This is a genomic window from Salinicola peritrichatus (assembly GCF_003206715.1).
Classification (GTDB): domain Bacteria; phylum Pseudomonadota; class Gammaproteobacteria; order Pseudomonadales; family Halomonadaceae; genus Salinicola; species Salinicola peritrichatus.
Genome location: NZ_PZJU01000049.1, coordinates 74,230 through 90,637 on the forward strand (window position 1 = coordinate 74,230; position 16,408 = coordinate 90,637).

At 62.1% G+C, this 16,408-nt stretch carries 18 protein-coding genes; 6 read left to right on the forward strand and 12 right to left on the reverse strand.

Features of this window, described 5'->3' with window-relative positions; translation table 11 throughout:
• Nucleotides 1-7 precede the first annotated feature (7 nt).
• From groL to DOM57_RS16805, 4 genes are all read right to left on the reverse strand, one after another.
• The gene (gene groL, locus DOM57_RS16790; protein WP_110650339.1) at nucleotides 8-1,648 is read right to left on the reverse strand and encodes a chaperonin GroEL; all 1,641 of its coding nucleotides are present in this window, start codon (nucleotides 1,646-1,648) and stop codon (nucleotides 8-10) included.
• Between the two features lie 60 nt (nucleotides 1,649-1,708).
• Nucleotides 1,709-2,002: a co-chaperone GroES gene (locus tag DOM57_RS16795; RefSeq protein ID WP_110650340.1), complete on the reverse strand. Its 294-nt coding sequence runs from the start codon at nucleotides 2,000-2,002 to the stop codon at nucleotides 1,709-1,711.
• Between the two features lie 244 nt (nucleotides 2,003-2,246).
• On the reverse strand, nucleotides 2,247-2,750 hold the full coding sequence (locus tag DOM57_RS16800) for an FxsA family protein (RefSeq protein ID WP_110650341.1): 504 nt from the start codon (nucleotides 2,748-2,750) through the stop codon (nucleotides 2,247-2,249).
• A gap of 101 nt (nucleotides 2,751-2,851) precedes the next feature.
• The gene (locus DOM57_RS16805) at nucleotides 2,852-3,112 is read right to left on the reverse strand and encodes a ComEA family DNA-binding protein (RefSeq protein WP_110650342.1); all 261 of its coding nucleotides are present in this window, start codon (nucleotides 3,110-3,112) and stop codon (nucleotides 2,852-2,854) included.
• A 218-nt stretch (nucleotides 3,113-3,330) separates the two neighbouring features.
• On the opposite strand from DOM57_RS16805, the gene pyrF reads away from it, so the two are divergent.
• The gene (gene pyrF, locus DOM57_RS16810; protein WP_110650343.1) at nucleotides 3,331-4,044 is read left to right on the forward strand and encodes an orotidine-5'-phosphate decarboxylase; all 714 of its coding nucleotides are present in this window, start codon (nucleotides 3,331-3,333) and stop codon (nucleotides 4,042-4,044) included.
• 9 nt (nucleotides 4,045-4,053) lie between these two features.
• Here pyrF and lapB read toward each other — a convergent pair whose 3' ends face one another.
• The 3 genes from lapB to ihfB form a co-directional block, all read right to left on the reverse strand.
• Nucleotides 4,054-5,241 carry a lipopolysaccharide assembly protein LapB gene (gene lapB, locus DOM57_RS16815; protein WP_110650344.1) on the reverse strand — a complete coding sequence of 396 codons (1,188 nt, stop codon included), beginning with the start codon at nucleotides 5,239-5,241 and terminating at the stop codon, nucleotides 4,054-4,056.
• 1 nt (nucleotide 5,242) lies between these two features.
• Entirely contained in the window at nucleotides 5,243-5,548 is a 306-nt protein-coding gene (locus DOM57_RS16820) for a LapA family protein (protein WP_110650345.1), read from the reverse strand.
• Between the two features lie 95 nt (nucleotides 5,549-5,643).
• Nucleotides 5,644-5,946, reverse strand: a complete 303-nt coding sequence (gene ihfB, locus DOM57_RS16825; protein ID WP_275425984.1) for an integration host factor subunit beta — start codon at nucleotides 5,944-5,946, stop codon at nucleotides 5,644-5,646.
• Nucleotides 5,947-6,192: 246 nt separating this feature from the next.
• Here ihfB and DOM57_RS16830 point away from each other — a divergent pair, with 246 nt between their 5' ends.
• From DOM57_RS16830 to DOM57_RS16840, 3 genes are read left to right on the forward strand one after another with little or no spacing between them, the layout of a single operon-like run.
• Entirely contained in the window at nucleotides 6,193-6,420 is a 228-nt protein-coding gene (locus tag DOM57_RS16830; protein WP_420820238.1) for an FAD assembly factor SdhE, read from the forward strand.
• On the forward strand, nucleotides 6,380-6,796 hold the full coding sequence (locus tag DOM57_RS16835) for a hypothetical protein (protein WP_162619574.1): 417 nt from the start codon (nucleotides 6,380-6,382) through the stop codon (nucleotides 6,794-6,796). The genes DOM57_RS16830 and DOM57_RS16835 overlap by 41 nt, the downstream gene beginning before the upstream one ends.
• An 11-nt stretch (nucleotides 6,797-6,807) precedes the next feature.
• Nucleotides 6,808-6,999, forward strand: coding sequence for a tautomerase family protein (locus tag DOM57_RS16840; RefSeq protein WP_110650349.1), 192 nt, complete (start codon nucleotides 6,808-6,810; stop codon nucleotides 6,997-6,999).
• A gap of 105 nt (nucleotides 7,000-7,104) precedes the next feature.
• Here DOM57_RS16840 and DOM57_RS16845 read toward each other — a convergent pair whose 3' ends face one another.
• The 4 genes from DOM57_RS16845 to DOM57_RS16860 form a co-directional block, all read right to left on the reverse strand.
• Nucleotides 7,105-7,341, reverse strand: coding sequence for an ElaB/YgaM/YqjD family protein (locus tag DOM57_RS16845; RefSeq protein WP_110650350.1), 237 nt, complete (start codon nucleotides 7,339-7,341; stop codon nucleotides 7,105-7,107).
• Between the two features lie 59 nt (nucleotides 7,342-7,400).
• Nucleotides 7,401-7,748: an ElaB/YgaM/YqjD family protein gene (locus tag DOM57_RS16850; RefSeq protein WP_110650351.1), complete on the reverse strand. Its 348-nt coding sequence runs from the start codon at nucleotides 7,746-7,748 to the stop codon at nucleotides 7,401-7,403.
• Between the two features lie 65 nt (nucleotides 7,749-7,813).
• On the reverse strand, nucleotides 7,814-10,945 hold the full coding sequence (locus DOM57_RS16855) for an efflux RND transporter permease subunit (RefSeq protein WP_110650352.1): 3,132 nt from the start codon (nucleotides 10,943-10,945) through the stop codon (nucleotides 7,814-7,816).
• The gene (locus DOM57_RS16860) at nucleotides 10,945-12,093 is read right to left on the reverse strand and encodes an efflux RND transporter periplasmic adaptor subunit (protein ID WP_110650353.1); all 1,149 of its coding nucleotides are present in this window, start codon (nucleotides 12,091-12,093) and stop codon (nucleotides 10,945-10,947) included. Before DOM57_RS16860 ends, DOM57_RS16855 begins: the two co-directional genes overlap by 1 nt.
• A gap of 151 nt (nucleotides 12,094-12,244) precedes the next feature.
• Here DOM57_RS16860 and DOM57_RS16865 point away from each other — a divergent pair, with 151 nt between their 5' ends.
• Nucleotides 12,245-13,426, forward strand: a complete 1,182-nt coding sequence (locus DOM57_RS16865; RefSeq protein ID WP_110650354.1) for a BaiN/RdsA family NAD(P)/FAD-dependent oxidoreductase — start codon at nucleotides 12,245-12,247, stop codon at nucleotides 13,424-13,426.
• Nucleotides 13,427-13,516: 90 nt separating this feature from the next.
• On the opposite strand, the gene DOM57_RS16870 is transcribed toward DOM57_RS16865, so the two are convergent.
• Nucleotides 13,517-14,164, reverse strand: a complete 648-nt coding sequence (locus DOM57_RS16870; RefSeq protein WP_239496288.1) for a TetR/AcrR family transcriptional regulator — start codon at nucleotides 14,162-14,164, stop codon at nucleotides 13,517-13,519.
• Between the two features lie 145 nt (nucleotides 14,165-14,309).
• Between DOM57_RS16870 and DOM57_RS16875 the strand changes: the two genes are divergently transcribed.
• Nucleotides 14,310-16,346 (forward strand): NADH:flavin oxidoreductase, encoded by a 2,037-nt coding sequence (locus DOM57_RS16875; RefSeq protein ID WP_110650355.1) that lies wholly within the window; start codon nucleotides 14,310-14,312, stop codon nucleotides 16,344-16,346.
• Nucleotides 16,347-16,408 lie beyond the last annotated feature (62 nt).

Sequence of the window (16,408 nt, forward strand, 5' to 3'; positions counted from 1 at the left end):
GGGGCTATCACATCATACCGCCCATGCCGCCCATGCCACCCATGTCCGGAGCGCCGCCAGCCGGTTTCTCTTCCGGATCCTCGGCGACCATCGCTTCGGTGGTGATCATCAGGCCACCCACGGAAGCGGCGGACTGCAGCGCAGTACGGGTCACCTTGGCCGGATCGAGCACGCCCATTTCGAACAGATCGCCGTACTCGCCGGTCTGCGCGTTGTAGCCGAAGTTGCCTTCGCCTTCCTTCACGCGGTTGATGATGACCGAAGCCTCTTCACCGGCGTTGGTGACGATCTGGCGCAACGGAGATTCCATGGCACGCAGCGCGATGGCGATACCGTGGGTCTGATCTTCGTTGTCGCCGGTCAGACCGCTGACCATGGTCAGCACGCGGACCAGAGCGGTGCCGCCGCCGGGGACGACGCCTTCTTCGACGGCTGCACGGGTAGAATGCAGCGCATCTTCGACGCGGGCCTTCTTCTCCTTCATCTCGACTTCGGTGGCAGCACCGACACGGATGACGGCCACGCCGCCGGCCAGTTTGGCGACGCGCTCCTGCAGCTTCTCGCGGTCGTAGTCGGAAGAGGTCTCTTCGATCTGGGCGCGGATCTGGTTGACGCGCGCTTCGATGTCGGACTCGACGCCGGCACCATCGATGATGGTGGTGTTTTCCTTGGACATGGTGACGCGCTTGGCGCTTCCCAGGTGGTCCAGGTTGGCCTGCTCGAGGGTCAGACCGACCTCTTCGGAGATCACGGTACCGCCGGTGAGGATGGCGATATCCTGCAGCATGGCCTTGCGGCGGTCACCGAAGCCAGGCGCCTTGGCGGACGCGACCTTGACGATACCGCGCATGTTGTTGACGACCAGGGTCGCCAGCGCTTCGCCTTCGATGTCTTCGGCGATGATCACCAGCGGCTTGCCGGCTTTCGCGACGGCTTCCAGCACCGGCAGCAGTTCGCGAATGTTGGAGACCTTCTTGTCGACCAGCAGCAGGTAGGGGTCTTCGAGTTCGACCGCCATGGTGTCCTGGTTGGTGACGAAGTAAGGAGACAGGTAGCCGCGATCGAACTGCATGCCTTCGACGACTTCCAGTTCGTCTTCGAAACCGCGACCTTCGTCGACGGTGATGACGCCTTCCTTGCCGACTTTCTCCATCGCTTCGGCGATGATTTCACCGATGCGTGCGTCGCCGTTGGCGGAGATGGTGCCGACCTGCGCGATAGCCTTGGAGTCGGTGCACGGTACGGAAAGGGCCTGGATATGCTTGACGGCTTCGGCGACGGCCTTATCGATGCCGCGCTTCAGATCCATCGGGTTCATGCCGGCGGCAACGCCTTTCAGGCCTTCGTTGACGATGGACTGTGCCAGAACGGTAGCGGTAGTGGTGCCGTCACCGGCGGCGTCGGAAGTCTTGGATGCGACTTCCTTGACCATTTGCGCGCCCATGTTTTCGAACTTGTCCTTCAGTTCGATTTCCTTGGCGACGGATACGCCGTCCTTGGTTACGGTCGGTGAACCGAAGGACTTTTCGAGAACGACGTTGCGGCCCTTCGGCCCCAGAGTCGCCTTGACGGCATCGGCGAGAACGTTAACACCGCGCGCCATGCGCTTGCGGGCATCATCAGAGAACTTGACTTGTTTAGCTGCCATTGTCCGATCTTCCTAATCTAATGCGTGGAAACGTGATGGATCTGTGCGTACTTAAGCGACTCAGCCTTCGACGACGGCCAGGATGTCGCTCTCGCTCATGATCAGGACCTCTTCGCCGTCGACTTTCTGCTTCTCGACGCCGAAGCCTTCCTTGAAGATGACGGTATCGCCGACCTTGACATCCAAGGCGCGCACTTCGCCGCTGTCGAGGATTCGGCCGTTGCCCACTGCCAAGACTTCACCGCGAGTCGGCTTTTCCTGGGCGTTGCCCGGAAGCACGATGCCGCCGGCAGTTTTCTGCTCTTCTTCTTTGCGACGTACGATGACGCGATCGTGCAAGGGACGGATTTTCATTGCTCACGTTCTCCTGATGGTTGCATGTTGCAAATGCACGTTCCCCTCATGAGCGAGGCTCAAGGGGCGAAGGCTAAAGCCTTCCGGTTAATGGGCCTGATGGCCTAAAGCTATCGCTGCTGCCTTGATTGGGTCGTGAGGGCCGGTTTCAAGGGGTTAGCGAAAAATTTTTTTTATATTTTCCATCCATGATGGATCGCTGTCGGCCGCCGCTGCGCGGCGCTAAAAATCGCTCCAGCAACTTTCAGTGGCGGTAGCTGTCGTCCTTGCCCAGATAATCGCCCTCGATAGGCGAGTCGCCACCACGACCACGCTGATGACCCGTTGATGCGCGTTCCGCGGTGCGTTGGTTGCTCTGCCACCCGGCGCCTTCGCCGGCGACGCGAGCGTCGTAAACACGAGATTTAGAGCCATTACCAAACCAGCGACGCATCAACTGGCCGCTGCCCGGGAGCAGGCACAATAGCCCAACGATGTCCGAGAGAAAACCGGGTGCCATCAACAACACGCCAGCGAGTACGAACGAAGCGCCGGCCATCAGTTCGTCGGAGGGAATCTCTCCAAGGGCCAAGCGTTCGCGGGCACGCTGCAAGGTGAGGAAACTTTCACGGCGGATGAGGTGCAGACCGAAGGCGGCGCTGACGACCATCCAGACCAGGGTCGCTAGCAGGCCGATCTTGGCACCGATCGCAAACAGCATGGCGAAGTCCGCGATCGTGAATAGGGCCAGCAGAAAAAGCAGGGGCATGACGTCTCCATAGTTCACTCTGCCTGACTAGGCAAGATGGAGACGTTTTACGGGATTACAAGCAGCTACCCCGAAGCCGGTTTCGACTTCGGGGCGCTGGTTTACAACGTAGCGTCATCGCCCAGGTTGGCGACGGTGGTCTCGCCGATGCCGTCAACACGGGTGAGGTCTTCGACGCTGGCATAGGGTCCGTTGGCCTCCCGGTCGTCGATGATCGCTTGCGCCTTCACTTCGCCAATGCCAGGAAGTGTTGTCAGTTCTTCTGCCGAGGCGCTATTGATATTGACCGGATCCTGGGCGACGGCGGGCAGGGTGATCAACAGAATCGAGAGCAGTGCGATTGTTTGAATGATACTGCGCATGGATGTTTCCTCAACGAGTCGAGTTTTTTGACCGAGTTGACTTGTTCGGCCTCCAGCATCTTTATCGGCGGGTCAGTCGCCCTGTTGATTGGAAAAAACGCGACGATTATTGTAGGAAAAAGCTTACAATAGCCGTGAACGCATTTTCCCCGGCGAAGACTCCGTCGTGTGAACAACTTCGGTATACTCCGGCGCGAACTCGACCTCGGAGACATCTCATGGCCGCCACTCGCTCGCCGCTCATCATCGCTCTCGATTATGCCGACCTGTCCTCGGCACTGGCGCTGGCCGATGCGCTGGATCCGACCCGTTGTCGCGTCAAGATCGGCAAGGAGCTGTTTACCCGAGTGGGGCCAGCAGCGATCGAGGCAATGCATCGTCGCGGCTTCGAGGTCTTCCTCGATCTGAAATTCCACGACATTCCCAACACGGTGGCCGGCGCCGTCGAGGCGGCCGCCGACCAAGGGGTATGGATGGTCAACGTCCACGCTGCGGGGGGGCGGCGGATGATGGAGGCGAGCGTCGAGCGCCTCGCCAAGCTCGGCCTGAAAACCCATCTGATCGCAGTGACGGTACTGACCAGCATGTCGGATGCGGCGCTCCAGGAAACCGGCGTCGCCGCGAATGCCGCAACCCAGGTCGAGCGCCTGGCGCGCCTGACCCAGGAGAGCGGACTCGATGGCGTGGTGTGCTCGGCGAGAGAGAGCGCTCGGCTACGCGAACTGTGCGGGGATGCCTTTCTCAAGGTGACGCCTGGGATCCGTCCGGCGGCGGCCGATGTCGGCGATCAGCATCGGGTGATGACGCCCGAAGCCGCCATGGCCGCCGGCAGCACCCATCTGGTCGTCGGGCGGGCGGTGACTCAGGCACCGGAACCGATGGCGGCGCTGGCGGCCATCGAACATTCACTTGCCCAGGGACGTGACGAGTAGGCGCGCGACTCATTCGCCCTCGAGGCCGGTGATCGGCTTGCTGGTGCCCCAACTGTGGCAGCGGGGGCACTGCCAATGTAGCTGCTCGGCGCCGAAACCGCAGCGCTGACAGCGGTAGCGAGGGCGTACGCTCAATAGCTGATGGGTATGCTGCTTGAGCAGTTCCAGGCGATCGCGCTCCCCGGGATCGCTGTCTTCGAGATAGAGATCCATCAGGTAGTCGACGCCGCGCAGGCTAGGATGCTCGCGCAGCTGATCGCTGACGAACGCGCAGGCGATCTCCGCGCCTTGGCGTCGTTTCAGCGTATCCGCCGCCATGATGACGACGGTGGTTTGGGGATTTTGCTGAAGCTGCGTTTCGAGAAACTGCCACCAACCGGCCTCGTCGTCGAGTAGCCGATAGGCGTTGCGCAGGGGCTCGAGAACGATCGTGGTGAAACTCCCGTCCTGTTCCGGGATGCGCTCCCAGTAGCGGGCCGCATCGCGATACTGGCCAATGTCCCATTCGAGCTGGCCAAGAATCCAGTTGGCACGGACGCACTGCTCATCGATGTGAAGGGCTTGGCGCAGTGCCTTGCGTGCCAGCGATGGACTCGCATTGCGGCGGTGCATGAGCGCCATTTCGCAGTGCCAGTGGGCGGCGGCGCGGCGCATGTCCGGATCCTGGCGAACCAAGTGCGGCTGGGCGACTTCGAGAGCCCGAGCCCACTCCTTCTCGCGCTGGAACAGATCGACCAATAGCCGTTTTGCCGCCAATTTCTGCGTATCGTCGACGTTGGCTTTCTGCAGCGACAGCAGCAGCCGCTCGGCACGATCCAGCAATCCCAGGTTGAGAAAGTCTCGGGACAGCTCGAGTTGGACCTGACCGCTCTGGGCGGCGGTCAGTGCCGGGCGCGCCAGCAAGTTCTGATGAATGCGAACGGCGCGATCGGCCTCTCCGCGGGAACGATAGAGATTGCCCAGCGCGATATGAGTTTCCACCGTATCGCTGTTGACCTCGAGCGCTTGCGTAAAAGTCTCGATGGCTCGGTCGGGTTGCTCATTGAGCAGATAATTGAGGCCGACGAAATAGTCGCGAGGCAGTGAGCCCGGAACGCCGTGAGTGCGCGTACGGCGGCGGCTTCCCTCCCAGCGTCCCAGCCACCAGCCGATGGCGATGGCTGCCACCAGCAAGGCCAGTAGCAGAACATCGGTCATATCAGGTGCTTTCCTTGAACTCCTGCGTCCGCAGACGATCGAGTTCCTTGCGCTGTTGCTGATTGTGTCGCTGGGCACGAGTGAGCAGCGTGCGCAGGCGCAAGTACATGCCGGTCATGGCCAGCATGCCCAGAATCACGCCACAGGCGAGGGCTACCAACAGCCATAAGGAGAGCGAGGCGGGCGGCAGTTCAACCCAGATCAGATCCAATGGCAGCGGCTGCTGGTTGTTGACTGCGAACAAAATGCCGAGTAGCAGCACGACGATCAAGATAATGGCGAGGATGACGCCTTTTAACCAGCGCATAGCAATTCCCGATGATGGACCGTGGTGGCGACTCCCTCAGCCGTTCCTACCGACGGTGTGCCCAACGACGATCGCCAGGCACGGTGACTGAGGGGTCAATAACCCAGCGCACGGCTGGCATTGACCTGTTCGCGCAACTCCTTTCCCGGCTTGAAATGCGGCACGTACTTGCCGTCGAGGTCGACGGGATCGCCGGTTTTGGGATTGCGACCGGTACGGGGTTCGCGAAAGTGCAGCGAAAAGCTGCCGAAGCCCCGTATTTCCACGCGTCCGCCCCCGGCCAGCGCATTGGTGATGTCGTCAAGAATGACACGCACCGCAGCTTCGACCTCTTTCGCCGACAATTCGGGACGGCGGGTGGCAATCTGCTCGATCAGTTCAGACTTGGTCATCGACATTCTCCGTGAGGCGAGAGCCTGGCGGTGAGGGACGCTGCAATTGACGTCCGACCTCAGTTGTTGTCGATTCAGCATACTTCGCAACTTTCGAGAAAACAACGCATTAGCCGGATGAAGGCGGATTGTGAATAGTGGCCGCTCAGCGCCTTGGTTATAATGCCGCGCAACGCCCCCAATCGAGGAAAGCCCGTGTCCGACAACGAAGCCATCGCGCGCAAACGTCTTTACTGGCATTCCCGTCGCGGGATGTGGGAGCTGGACCTGCTGCTGGTGCCGTTTCTCGAGGCCCGTTACGACCAGTTGTCGGTCGAGGATCAGGCTCGCTATCGCGAATTGATCGCCGGCGAGGATCAGGATCTATTCGTCTGGCTGATGCGTCGCGAGTGGCCCGAGGATCCGGAATTGCGTCGCATCGTCAAGATGATCGTCGAGCATGCCGAAACCACTGATCGCAGTCGTCGTCAGGCGCTCTAGCCTGGCCTGCGTCGCGCAGATGGTCGTCGCCTTCGGGCTGGCGGCCTATGCGGCGTTCTTCGTCAGCTTCCTGGTCGCCGTGGCCCTGGTCTGCTCGACCCTTGTGCTGGTCGTGTTGCAGCACAGAGCGACGCCCAGGCGTTGGCATCTTCGCTGTCGCTTCGAGAACGAACATGCAATCTGGGAAGTTGCCGAAGACGCCGGAACCTGGCGTGGCGTGACGTGCCGTCTGGTGCGGCTGGCGCCGCAGCTTTCGGCCATCGAGATCGATGGCCGCCGCATCTGGCTCTGGCCGGACAGCAGCGATGCCCAATCAATGCGGCGCTTGCGGGAAGTTCTCGGCGAACAGGCCGCCATTCCATCCCACACACCGTAGCGAGTGCTTCCATGCCTATCGTCACCATTCAGCAATTTCCGCGCAGCCTCGAACAGAAGCGCCTTCTCGCCGAGAAGGTAACCGATGCCTTCGTCGAGGCCTATGGCGCGGCGCCGGATTCGGTGCAGATCTTCTTCCAGGAAACCTCGAAGGAAGACTGGGCCAGGGGAGGCCAACTGGGTAGCGACCGCGATCCGAGCTAATTGCCGTCCGCGTATGACGCTTACCGAAGCGATTCTCTCTAGCACAACGCTATACGACATCGGCCCCGCTCGATGGCGGGGCCGATGTCGTGCGTGGGAGCGATATCAACGCCGGCCGACGAGAAAGCCAATGGCAAATCCGGCCAACGCGGCAATACCCATGCCGCTCCAGGCATTACGGTGGACGTAGTCATCGGTTTCGCGCCACGCTTCCTCGGCCTGTTCCACCAGATCCTGACCGACATCGTCGGCGCGCTGGCGTGCGCGCTTGAAGCTCCGGCTGCCACGGCGTTTGGCATCCCGATAATAATGACGGGCGTCGTCTCGATAGTTTCGGCTCATGGATCATCCTTAATCGAGGTGATGGTGTTGAACGAGATGGATGGTGACAACATGGCGTGTCAACGGCGTCTCAGCAATAGCGTCAGGAAGGCGCCGCCGAGCGCCGCGATACCGACGCTCTGCCATGGCTTGCGTTGTACGAAAGCGTCGCAGCTTTCGCAAGTATCGGCGATCTGGTCGTTCAGGCGCCGGCGCGAGCGCGCGGCCCAGTCATCCGTCTGTGCCAGGTAGCGGGTCGCGTACGCCGGCGGCTCATCGATGCTCTCCTCCAACGGTTCTTCCATGGAAGAGGACGGAATGGCCGGGGCGTCATCGCTCAAGCGGCTGCCGGCATCCGCCGCGGCCGCCATGTCCTCGTCGATGCGGTTGACCTGAGGTTCCTTGTCATCGCGATGAAAAAGACTCACGGCACACACTCCTGTATTGGCTTCGACGTGGTGAAGGTCATTTCTTCAGTGTAGCCGTATTCCCGTTACTCGCGAGCCGCATCGTCAGCGTTGTCGCTATGGCGTATTTCATGCTCGAGGCGGCGGCTCACGTCACCGGGAGAGCCGGTGCGCCGGGCAATGAGATCGTAGGCCACCGGCACGATGAATAGCGTCAGTAGCGTCGCCATGGCGACGCCGCAGAAGATCACGGTGCCGATCACCACGCGCGACTCCGCGCCGGGACCGAACGCTAGGATCAACGGTACGGCACCCGCCATGGTGGTGACCGTGGTCATCAGTATCGGACGTAGCCGGGTGACGGCTGCGTCGACCAGCGCCGTATGGAAGTCATGGCCCTCGTCGCGCAACTGGTTGGCGAATTCGACGATCAGTATCCCGTTCTTGGCGGCGAGGCCGACCAGCATGACCAGGCCTACCTGGCTGTAGATGTTGAGCGACTGTCCGCTGGCCCAGAGGCCGAGCAGGGCGCCGCTGATCGCCAGCGGTACCGTCAGCATGATCACCAACGGATGCACGAAGCTCTCGAACTGGGCCGCCAGCACCAGGAACACCACGACGAAGCCGAGGAGCAATAGAAAGGTCGTGGCGCCACTGGCTTCCTGGTAGTCCCGCGACGGTCCCTTGTAGTCGATGACCGCTTCGCTGGGGAGTTCCTCGTCGGCAATCCGCTGCAGGTAGGCGAGGGCATCGCCGATTGCGACGCCGTCGGCGAGATTGGCCTCCAGCGTGATCGCGCGCATTCGATTGAAGCGGTTGAGTTCGCTGGCGCCGGCGAATTCCGAGATCGAGACCAGGCTTGCCAGTGGAATCAAGGCCCCGCTGGTGGCGGAGCGCACCTGGACGTTGTCCAAGGCGCTCGGGCTGCGCTGACGCTCGCGCTCGCCTTCCAGGACTACGTCGTACTCCTCGCCTTCGTCGACATAGGTGGTGACATTGCGGCCACCGAACAGTGTCTCCAGGGTATTGCCGATCGTGCTGACGGTGACGCCGAGCGTGGCGGCGCGATTGTAGTCGATCTCGATGCGCAGCTGTGGCTGCGTCTCCTTGTAGTCGCTGTCGACGGCCTCGAGCCCGATATCGCCATCATCGCGAATGCGCGTCAGCATGCGATCGCGCCAGTCGACCAGCTGTTCGTAGGTGCTGCCGCCGATGACGAACTGGATCGGCTTCTCCACCCGCCCGCCGAAGCCCTGGCGCATCACCGGCGTGGCGGTCACGCCGGGGAGGTCCGAGAGCTCGCGCCTGACATCGGCCATGATGTCCCAGGCCGAGCGCCGCTCGCCCCAGTCGTTGAGGGTGACGACGGCCATGCCGTCGTTGAAGTTCTCGACGTTGCCGAAGCCGCGCGGTCCTCGAATCGAGACCTGCTTGATGTCGCCGGCATCGACCAGCGTCATCAGGCGAGCTTCGATCTCGTCGTAGTAATCCTGCATATAGCGGAAGGTGGCACCGGGCGGCCCCTCGATCAGCACGAAGAAAGCGCCGCGATCCTCCTGGGGCGTGTACTCGTTGGGCAACTGCTGGAACAGCCACGCGGTCAGCGCCAGCATGGCCGCGAACAGGCCGACGACGGCCCAGCGCCAGCGCAGTGCGCCGAGCAGGCAGCGCCGATAGATCGCCTGGGATCGGTCCAGCAGCCAGTGCACGCCATGGCTGATCCGGCTTTCGTGCATTCGGGCGCTGAGCAGCTTGGAGCACAGCATCGGGGCCAGCGACAGGGCGACGAGGCACGACAGACCGACCGCGGCAGCGAGCGTCAGCGCGAACTCGGAAAACAGCCGCCCGATGTCGCCCTGCAACAAGCTCAGCGGGATGAAGACGGTGATCAGTACCAGGGTCGTGGCGATGACGGCGAAACCGATCTGCCGGGTACCGCGAAAGGCGGCGACCAGTGGCGTCTCTGCATGGACCACCATGCGCCGGTGGACGTTCTCGATCACCACGATGGCGTCGTCCACCACCAGCCCGATCGCCAGCACCAGGGCCAGCAGGGTCAGCAGATTGAGGGTGAAACCGAACAGCGCCAGAAAGATGAAGGTGCCGATCAGCGAAATGGGGACCGTCACCGCCGGCACCAGGGTTGTGCGGAAGTTGCCGAGGAACAGAAAGATCACCATCACCACCAGCGCCATGGCGATGAACAGCGTCGATACCACTTCGTGAAGCGCACCGGAGACGAACACCGACGAGTCGAAGTTGAGCGAGAGCCGCATGCCGTCGGGCAGCGTCGACTGCAGCCTCGCCATCTCCGCCTTGGCGCCATTGGCCACTTCGAGCACGCTGGCGGTCGACTGCTTGATCATGCCCAAGCCGACCATGGGCACTTCGTTGCCGCGATAGAGCGAGCGCTCTTCCACCGAGCCCACTTCGACTCGCGCGACATCGGCGAGTCTTACCAGATAGCCGTCGCTGCCGCGGGCGATGACCAGGTTCCGGAAGTCTTCGGCGGTGGTGAAGCTGCGTGGCAGGCGCAGCGTGAACTGGCGGTCGCGGGACTCCAGAAAACCGGCCGGGAGCTCGACGTTCTCGGACTCCAGGGCATCGGCGACGTCATCCACGGTCAGTTGCCGCGCGGCCAGCGCGTTGCGGTCGAGCCAGACCCGCATGGCATACTCCTTGCCGCCGCTGAGTCGGACCCGGGCCACGCCATTTTGGGTCGAGAAGCGGTCGACCAGATAGCGGTTGGCGTAGTCGGTGAGTTCGGGAATGGTATAGCCCTCGCCGGAGAGCGACAGCCAGATGATGACATCGTCGCTGCTATCGCTCTTCTCGATCTCCGGCGGCTCCGCCTGATCGGGCAAGTTGTCGGCCACCGACGAAATGCGGTCGCGAATATCGTTGGCGGCGCCGTCGATGTCGCGGTCCAGCGAGAATTCGACATCGATTTCCGATTCGCCGTCGGCGCTGCTCGACTCGATCGAGACGATACCTTCGATGCCGGCGATGCGGTCCTCCAGCAACTGGGTGATGCGCGTCTCGACCACGTTGGCGGAGGCGCCCGGATAGTTGGTCTCGATGCTGACGATCGGCGGATCGATCGCCGGGTATTCCTGCAATGGCAGGCGCTCCATGGCGAGCAGGCCGAAAGCGATCAGCAGCAGCGAGACGACCGTGGCGAAGACCGGACGGCGAATGGAAAGGTCGGAAATCCGCATCAGTCATCCGCCTGGGACTGGGTGGCTTTGCGCTGGCGCTCGAGAACGCCTTCGATGTCTCCTTCGCCGACGTTCTCGGTGATCAGCTCGACGGTGTCGCCCTCGCGAACCTTGAGCGTGCCGTGGGTGACGATGCGGTCGCCGCTGGCGAGCCCCTGCGTGACTTCGACCTCGCCTTCGCGACGCTCGCCTATCGTCACTTCGCGCTGGGTCACGCGAGCGGGTTCGTCGCCTTCGATCAGCCATACCGTCTGGCGCTCGCCATCGGGCACCAGGGCGCTCTCCGGAACCGTCAGGGCATGGCGCGGCGGTCGATTCAACTGTACCTCCATCAACATGCCCGACAGCAGCCTGCCATCGGCATTGTCGAGGTTGGCGCGTACCACCAGGCTGCGCGACACCGGATCGATGCGGGTACCCAGCGTGGCGACCTCGGCGCGGAAGGTCTCGCCGGGGTAGCTGGGTGTGGTGGCGCTGAGTGTCAGGCCGGGATGCAGCACGGAAAGCAGCGTCGCCGGTACCGTGAAGTCGAGCTTCATCGTGTCGAGCTTGTCGAGCGTGACCAGCTCGGTGCCGGGGGTGACCAATGCGCCGACGCTGATCTCGCGAAGGCCGACGGTGCCGGCAAAGGGCGCCGTGAGGCGATGATCGGCGATACTGGCCCGAATGGCGTCGATCTCGGCCTCGCTTTGCTTGACCAGCGCCGCGTTGTCCTCGAGCGTGGCGCGCACGCCGAGATTCCTGTCCTGGAGTTGCTGGGCCCGGTCGAGCGCGCTCTGACGCTGACCGAGCAACGCCTGGGCCGCGCGTAGCTCCGCCTGGGCCTGATCGTCGTCGAGTTGGATCAGCCACTGGCCCGCCTCGACCGTGGCGCCGTCTTCGAAATTGATGGCGTCGATGGTGGCGGTCAGCGTCGACGAGAGCGTGACGCTCTCATCCGCCCGCAGCGTTCCCAGTGCCTCGACCGGATCCTGCCATGTCGATTGCTTGACGCTGGCGCCAATGACGGCAATGGGGGCGGCTTCCTGGGCGGTTGCGGCGGTGCCATCGCCCAGCAGCAGGGAGAGGACGCACAGACCCAGTCGGATTGTCGCCGATAGGCAGTGTCGCAGCCGAATCGTGAACGATAAGCGGGTGGCCGATTTCATTGTCATGGTCGAGTTGGCGTCTTGGCAGCGTCACGGTGGGTTGGCTCCGGCTATTCGTTACTACCTGAACGTTGGATGAATGAAAAGACCGTCTGGATAAACGGCTCTGTTAGAATGCCCGGCCACTTTCCAAGGCTGGGTCGAGGCGGACATGAAAACCTACGACGTCGTTATTATCGGCGCCGGCGCGGCTGGCTTGATGTGCGCGCTCACCGCTGGCTACCGCGGCCTACGGGTACACGTCATCGATCATGCCAATAAAGCCGGGAAGAAGATCCTGATGTCCGGCGGCGGCCGCTGCAATTTCACTAACCTGGCGACTTCGCCCGCACACTTCTTTTCCGGCAATCCCCGCTTCGCGATCTCGGCCCTGAAGCGTTATACACCCCAGCATTTCGTCGAGTTGGTCGAACGCCATGGGATCGATTACGTCGAGAAGGCGCCCGGGCAGTTGTTTTGCGCTCACTCTGCCAAAGAGATCGTCGCCATGCTGCTGACGGAGTGTGAATGGGCCGGTGTGGAGGTTTCGCTCTCCACACCGGTGACAGGCGTCAAGCGGTTGGGCGAGAGCATGCAATTGGCGACGGCCGACGGTCGGCTCGAAGCCGGCGTTGTGGTGGTCGCCAGCGGTGGATTGTCGATCCCGACCCTTGGCGCCAGTGGCTTCGGTTATGATCTGGCCCGCCAGTTTGGGCTGGCGGTGACCGAGACCCGCGCTGCGCTGGTGCCGTTTACGGTGACCTCCCGATGGAAGGCGGCGCTGGCGGAGCTGTCGGGGCTGTCTTGTCCGGTGGCGGTGAGCTGCGGCGATGGCCACTACCGTGAGCCGCTGCTGTTCACCCACCGGGGGCTCTCGGGACCGGCGATGCTGCAGGCTTCCAGTCACTGGCAGCCGGGCATGGCGGTGGAGATCGACTGGCTGCCCGCGGTCTCGGTTGGCGAGACGCTGACGGCATTACGCCGCGCTTCGCCCAAACGGCGGCTGGCAACCTGGCTGGGCGAGAATCTGCCCAAGCGGCTGGCTCAGGCGCTGATGACCTGGCAGGAATGGCGGGATCGCCCCTTGGCCGAGTTGTCGAATTCGGACATCGCCGCGATCGAAGCCGTGCTGAAGGCCTGGCGGTTCAAGCCGGCGGGCACCGAGGGCTGGCGTACCGCCGAAGTCACCATGGGCGGTGTCGATACGGCGGCAATTTCTTCGAAGACGTTTGCCGTCAATGCGTTGCCACAGCTTCGTTTCATCGGGGAAGTATTGGATGTCACCGGCCAGTTGGGCGGTTTCAACTTCCAATGGGCCTGGGCATCGGGCGTGGCTTGCGGCCAGGCTGTTTGAGCTACGGACTTGCGCCGGATTCAGGGGCTGTAAAAGCGGCTACGGGCTATGACCACCCAGGATGCCGAGCAGCGGAGCCTGTTTCATTCGTCATCTCCTGTTGAGCAGCGGCCAGTTCTTCGGAAGAGAACTGGCCGCGTGCCGTGAGGCGAAACGCTCCAGGTCAGCGGGGGTGCAAGGTTGCCCGGTGAATATATCGACGTACTGTGCAACCCGGCTGATCCGGGTGTCCTTGGTCTCCTGGGTATGCATCGAGATGTAGCCGATCTGAAGCAGATAGACGGTTCTGGCGCGAGTGTCAGCCTCCAGGATGTCGTAACCGTAACGGATGAACATCGCCCTTAGCGCTTCGAGGCGCCGTTCATCGGCGCGGCGAACCCGCTCGGCCACCGCGCTATCCTGCAGGCTCCAACTTCTAATGGCGTACTCGAACTCCGAGTCGAAAAGGGAGGAGTCAAACCAGCAGTCGAAGACATTCAGTGTGGCCTCAACAATCGATGAAGCATACTTTTCGGTCTGCAGGACCAAGGCGTTGGTATTCTGGCTTTCCCAGCGCTCCAGTAGAGCTGCAAGCACCTCTTCACGGTCCTTGAACAACCAGTAGAAACTGGTGCGCGACGTCCCCAGCTTCTTGGCCAGCGGCACGATCTTGACCGCGCTGATACCCGCGCTAATCAGCAGGTCGTATGCCGCATCGATCCAGGCCATCCGGTTGATATTGGAATGGTCATTTTTCACGCAGTTCTCTCTAAGTCATTGGGCACGACGCGGATGATATCAGGAAGCCTTGTCGTCGTTCTGTACATCGATGTCATGTTTATTGACAAGGATGTACAGCGAAGGCTAGCTTGAGTCAACACTAAAACAACAAGGGAGTCTCACCGTGAAAAACGATCCGTTGTTGCAGCCCCTGCAACTCAAGCACCTGACGCTGAAAAATCGGGTCATGCTTACCTCGCACGAACCTGCCTACCCGGAAGACGGCATGCCCAAGGCGCTGTACCGGGCCTATCATGTCGAGCGTGCCAAGGCCGGCGTGGCGTTGACCATGACTGCGGGCTCCGCATCGGTCTCCAAGGACAGCCCACCGGTCTTCAACAACATTCTCGCCTACAAGGACGAGGTGGTGCCGTGGATGCGTGAGCTGACCGAAGCCTGTCATGAGCACGGCACGGCGGTCATGATCCAGCTGACACACCTGGGGCGCCGCACCCGCTGGGACAAAGCGGATTGGTTGCCGGTCATTTCGGCTTCGAATCACCGTGAGGCCGCCCACCGCGCCTACCCCAAGAAGGCGGAACTCTGGGATATCGAGCGCCTGATCCGGGATTACACCGATGCCGCCGAGCGCATGCATGCCGCCGGCCTGGATGGACTCGAGATCCAGGCCTATGGGCATCTGATGGATCAGTTCTGGTCGCCGCTGACCAATGAACTCGACGGGCCTTACGGCGGCAGTCTGGAAAATCGGCTGCGCTTTACCTTCGAGGTGCTGGCGAGCATCCGCGAGCGGGTCGGCGAGAGGTTCCTGCTGGGCGTGCGCTACACCGGCGACGAATGCCTGCCGGGAGGCTTCGACGCGCGCGATGGCATGGAGATATCGCACCGGCTGAAGGACAGCGGCCTGGTGGATTTCCTCAACGTCGTGAAGGGACATATCGATACCGACCCGGGCCTGACGGATGTCATTCCGATCCAGGGCATGCCCAGTGCGCCGCATCTGGATTTCGCCGGCGAGATCAAGCGCGAAGTCGACTTTCCCACCTTCCACGGCGCCAAGATTCAGGATGTCGCCACGGCGCGTCACGCGATCGCCTCCGGCAAGGTGGACATGATCGGCATGACGCGTGCCCATATGGCCGACCCGCACCTGATGAAGAGGGTCATGGAGGGGCGCGAAGAGGAAATTCGCCCCTGTGTCGGTGCCAACTACTGTCTCGACCGCATCTACCAGGGCGGGGCGGCCTACTGCATCCACAACGCGGCGACCGGCCGCGAGACCACCATGCCGCATACCATTGTACCGGCCGACACCCGGCGGAAAGTCGTGGTGATCGGCACCGGGCCTGGCGGCCTGGAAGCGGCGCGAGTGGCGGCCGAGCGCGGACACGAAGTGGTCGTATTCGAAGCCGCCGACGCGCCCGGTGGCCAGATTCGCCTGACGGCACAGAGCGAACGTCGTCGTGAAATGATGGGTATCGTCGACTGGCGTTACGAGCGCTGCCAGAAGATGGGCGTTACCTTCCATTTCAATGTCTTCGCGGAACAGGACGAGGTGCTCGCGGAATCGCCGGATGTCGTCATCGTGGCGACCGGCGGCCTGCCCAACGAGCAGGCGCTGGCGGAAGGCAACGAACTGGCGGTGACGGGCTGGGATATTCTCTCCGGTCACGCTAAACCGGGCAGCAACGTGCTCGTTTACGATGACGCCGGCGATCATACCGCACTGCAGGCGGCGGAAATCGTCGCCAAGGCGGGCGGGAAGGTCGAGTACATGACCGCTGACCGGACGCTGGCGTCGGAAGTCATGGCCATGAATCTGGTGCCGTACATGCGCTCTCTGCAGGTGCGAGACGTTACCTTCACGCCCACCTTCCGGTTAAAGGGCATTCGCCGCGATGGTAACGATCTGGTGGCCTCAGTCAGCAGCGACTACACCCAGGTCGAGAAGGAACGGCGAGTCGATCAAGTGATCGTGAACTTCGGCACTCTGCCCATGGCGGACCTCTACGAAGAGCTGAAGCCGTTATCGAGCAATCTGGGCGCGGTCGACTACGACAACCTGATCGTCGGCAGCCCGCAATCGCTCGATACCAACCCGGACGGCAAGTTTCAGTTATTCAGAGTCGGCGATGCGATTTCTCATAGAAACACGCATGCGGCGATCTATGATTCGCTGCGGTTGGTAAAAGATCTGTAAAGTTCCCACGGCTGCGTCCGGCAAATGAAGTTCGCCATCGAGCACAGGCCACCGATCGGTGG

Coding starts and splice junctions, on each gene's coding strand:
- DOM57_RS16820 (WP_110650345.1), bottom strand. CDS start 5,548: ATGCGCTGGTTAAAAGGCGTCATCCTCGCCATTATCTTGATCGTCGTG.
- DOM57_RS16800 (WP_110650341.1), bottom strand. CDS start 2,750: ATGCCCCTGCTTTTTCTGCTGGCCCTATTCACGATCGCGGACTTCGCC.
- groL (WP_110650339.1), bottom strand. CDS start 1,648: ATGGCAGCTAAACAAGTCAAGTTCTCTGATGATGCCCGCAAGCGCATG.
- lapB (WP_110650344.1), bottom strand. CDS start 5,241: ATGACCGATGTTCTGCTACTGGCCTTGCTGGTGGCAGCCATCGCCATC.
- pyrF (WP_110650343.1), top strand. CDS start 3,331: ATGGCCGCCACTCGCTCGCCGCTCATCATCGCTCTCGATTATGCCGAC.
- DOM57_RS16855 (WP_110650352.1), bottom strand. CDS start 10,945: ATGCGGATTTCCGACCTTTCCATTCGCCGTCCGGTCTTCGCCACGGTC.
- DOM57_RS16865 (WP_110650354.1), top strand. CDS start 12,245: ATGAAAACCTACGACGTCGTTATTATCGGCGCCGGCGCGGCTGGCTTG.
- DOM57_RS16805 (WP_110650342.1), bottom strand. CDS start 3,112: ATGCGCAGTATCATTCAAACAATCGCACTGCTCTCGATTCTGTTGATC.
- DOM57_RS16845 (WP_110650350.1), bottom strand. CDS start 7,341: ATGAGCCGAAACTATCGAGACGACGCCCGTCATTATTATCGGGATGCC.
- DOM57_RS16795 (WP_110650340.1), bottom strand. CDS start 2,002: ATGAAAATCCGTCCCTTGCACGATCGCGTCATCGTACGTCGCAAAGAA.
- DOM57_RS16830 (WP_420820238.1), top strand. CDS start 6,193: ATGTGGGAGCTGGACCTGCTGCTGGTGCCGTTTCTCGAGGCCCGTTAC.
- DOM57_RS16835 (WP_162619574.1), top strand. CDS start 6,380: ATGCCGAAACCACTGATCGCAGTCGTCGTCAGGCGCTCTAGCCTGGCC.
- ihfB (WP_275425984.1), bottom strand. CDS start 5,946: ATGTCGATGACCAAGTCTGAACTGATCGAGCAGATTGCCACCCGCCGT.
- DOM57_RS16860 (WP_110650353.1), bottom strand. CDS start 12,093: ATGAAATCGGCCACCCGCTTATCGTTCACGATTCGGCTGCGACACTGC.
- DOM57_RS16840 (WP_110650349.1), top strand. CDS start 6,808: ATGCCTATCGTCACCATTCAGCAATTTCCGCGCAGCCTCGAACAGAAG.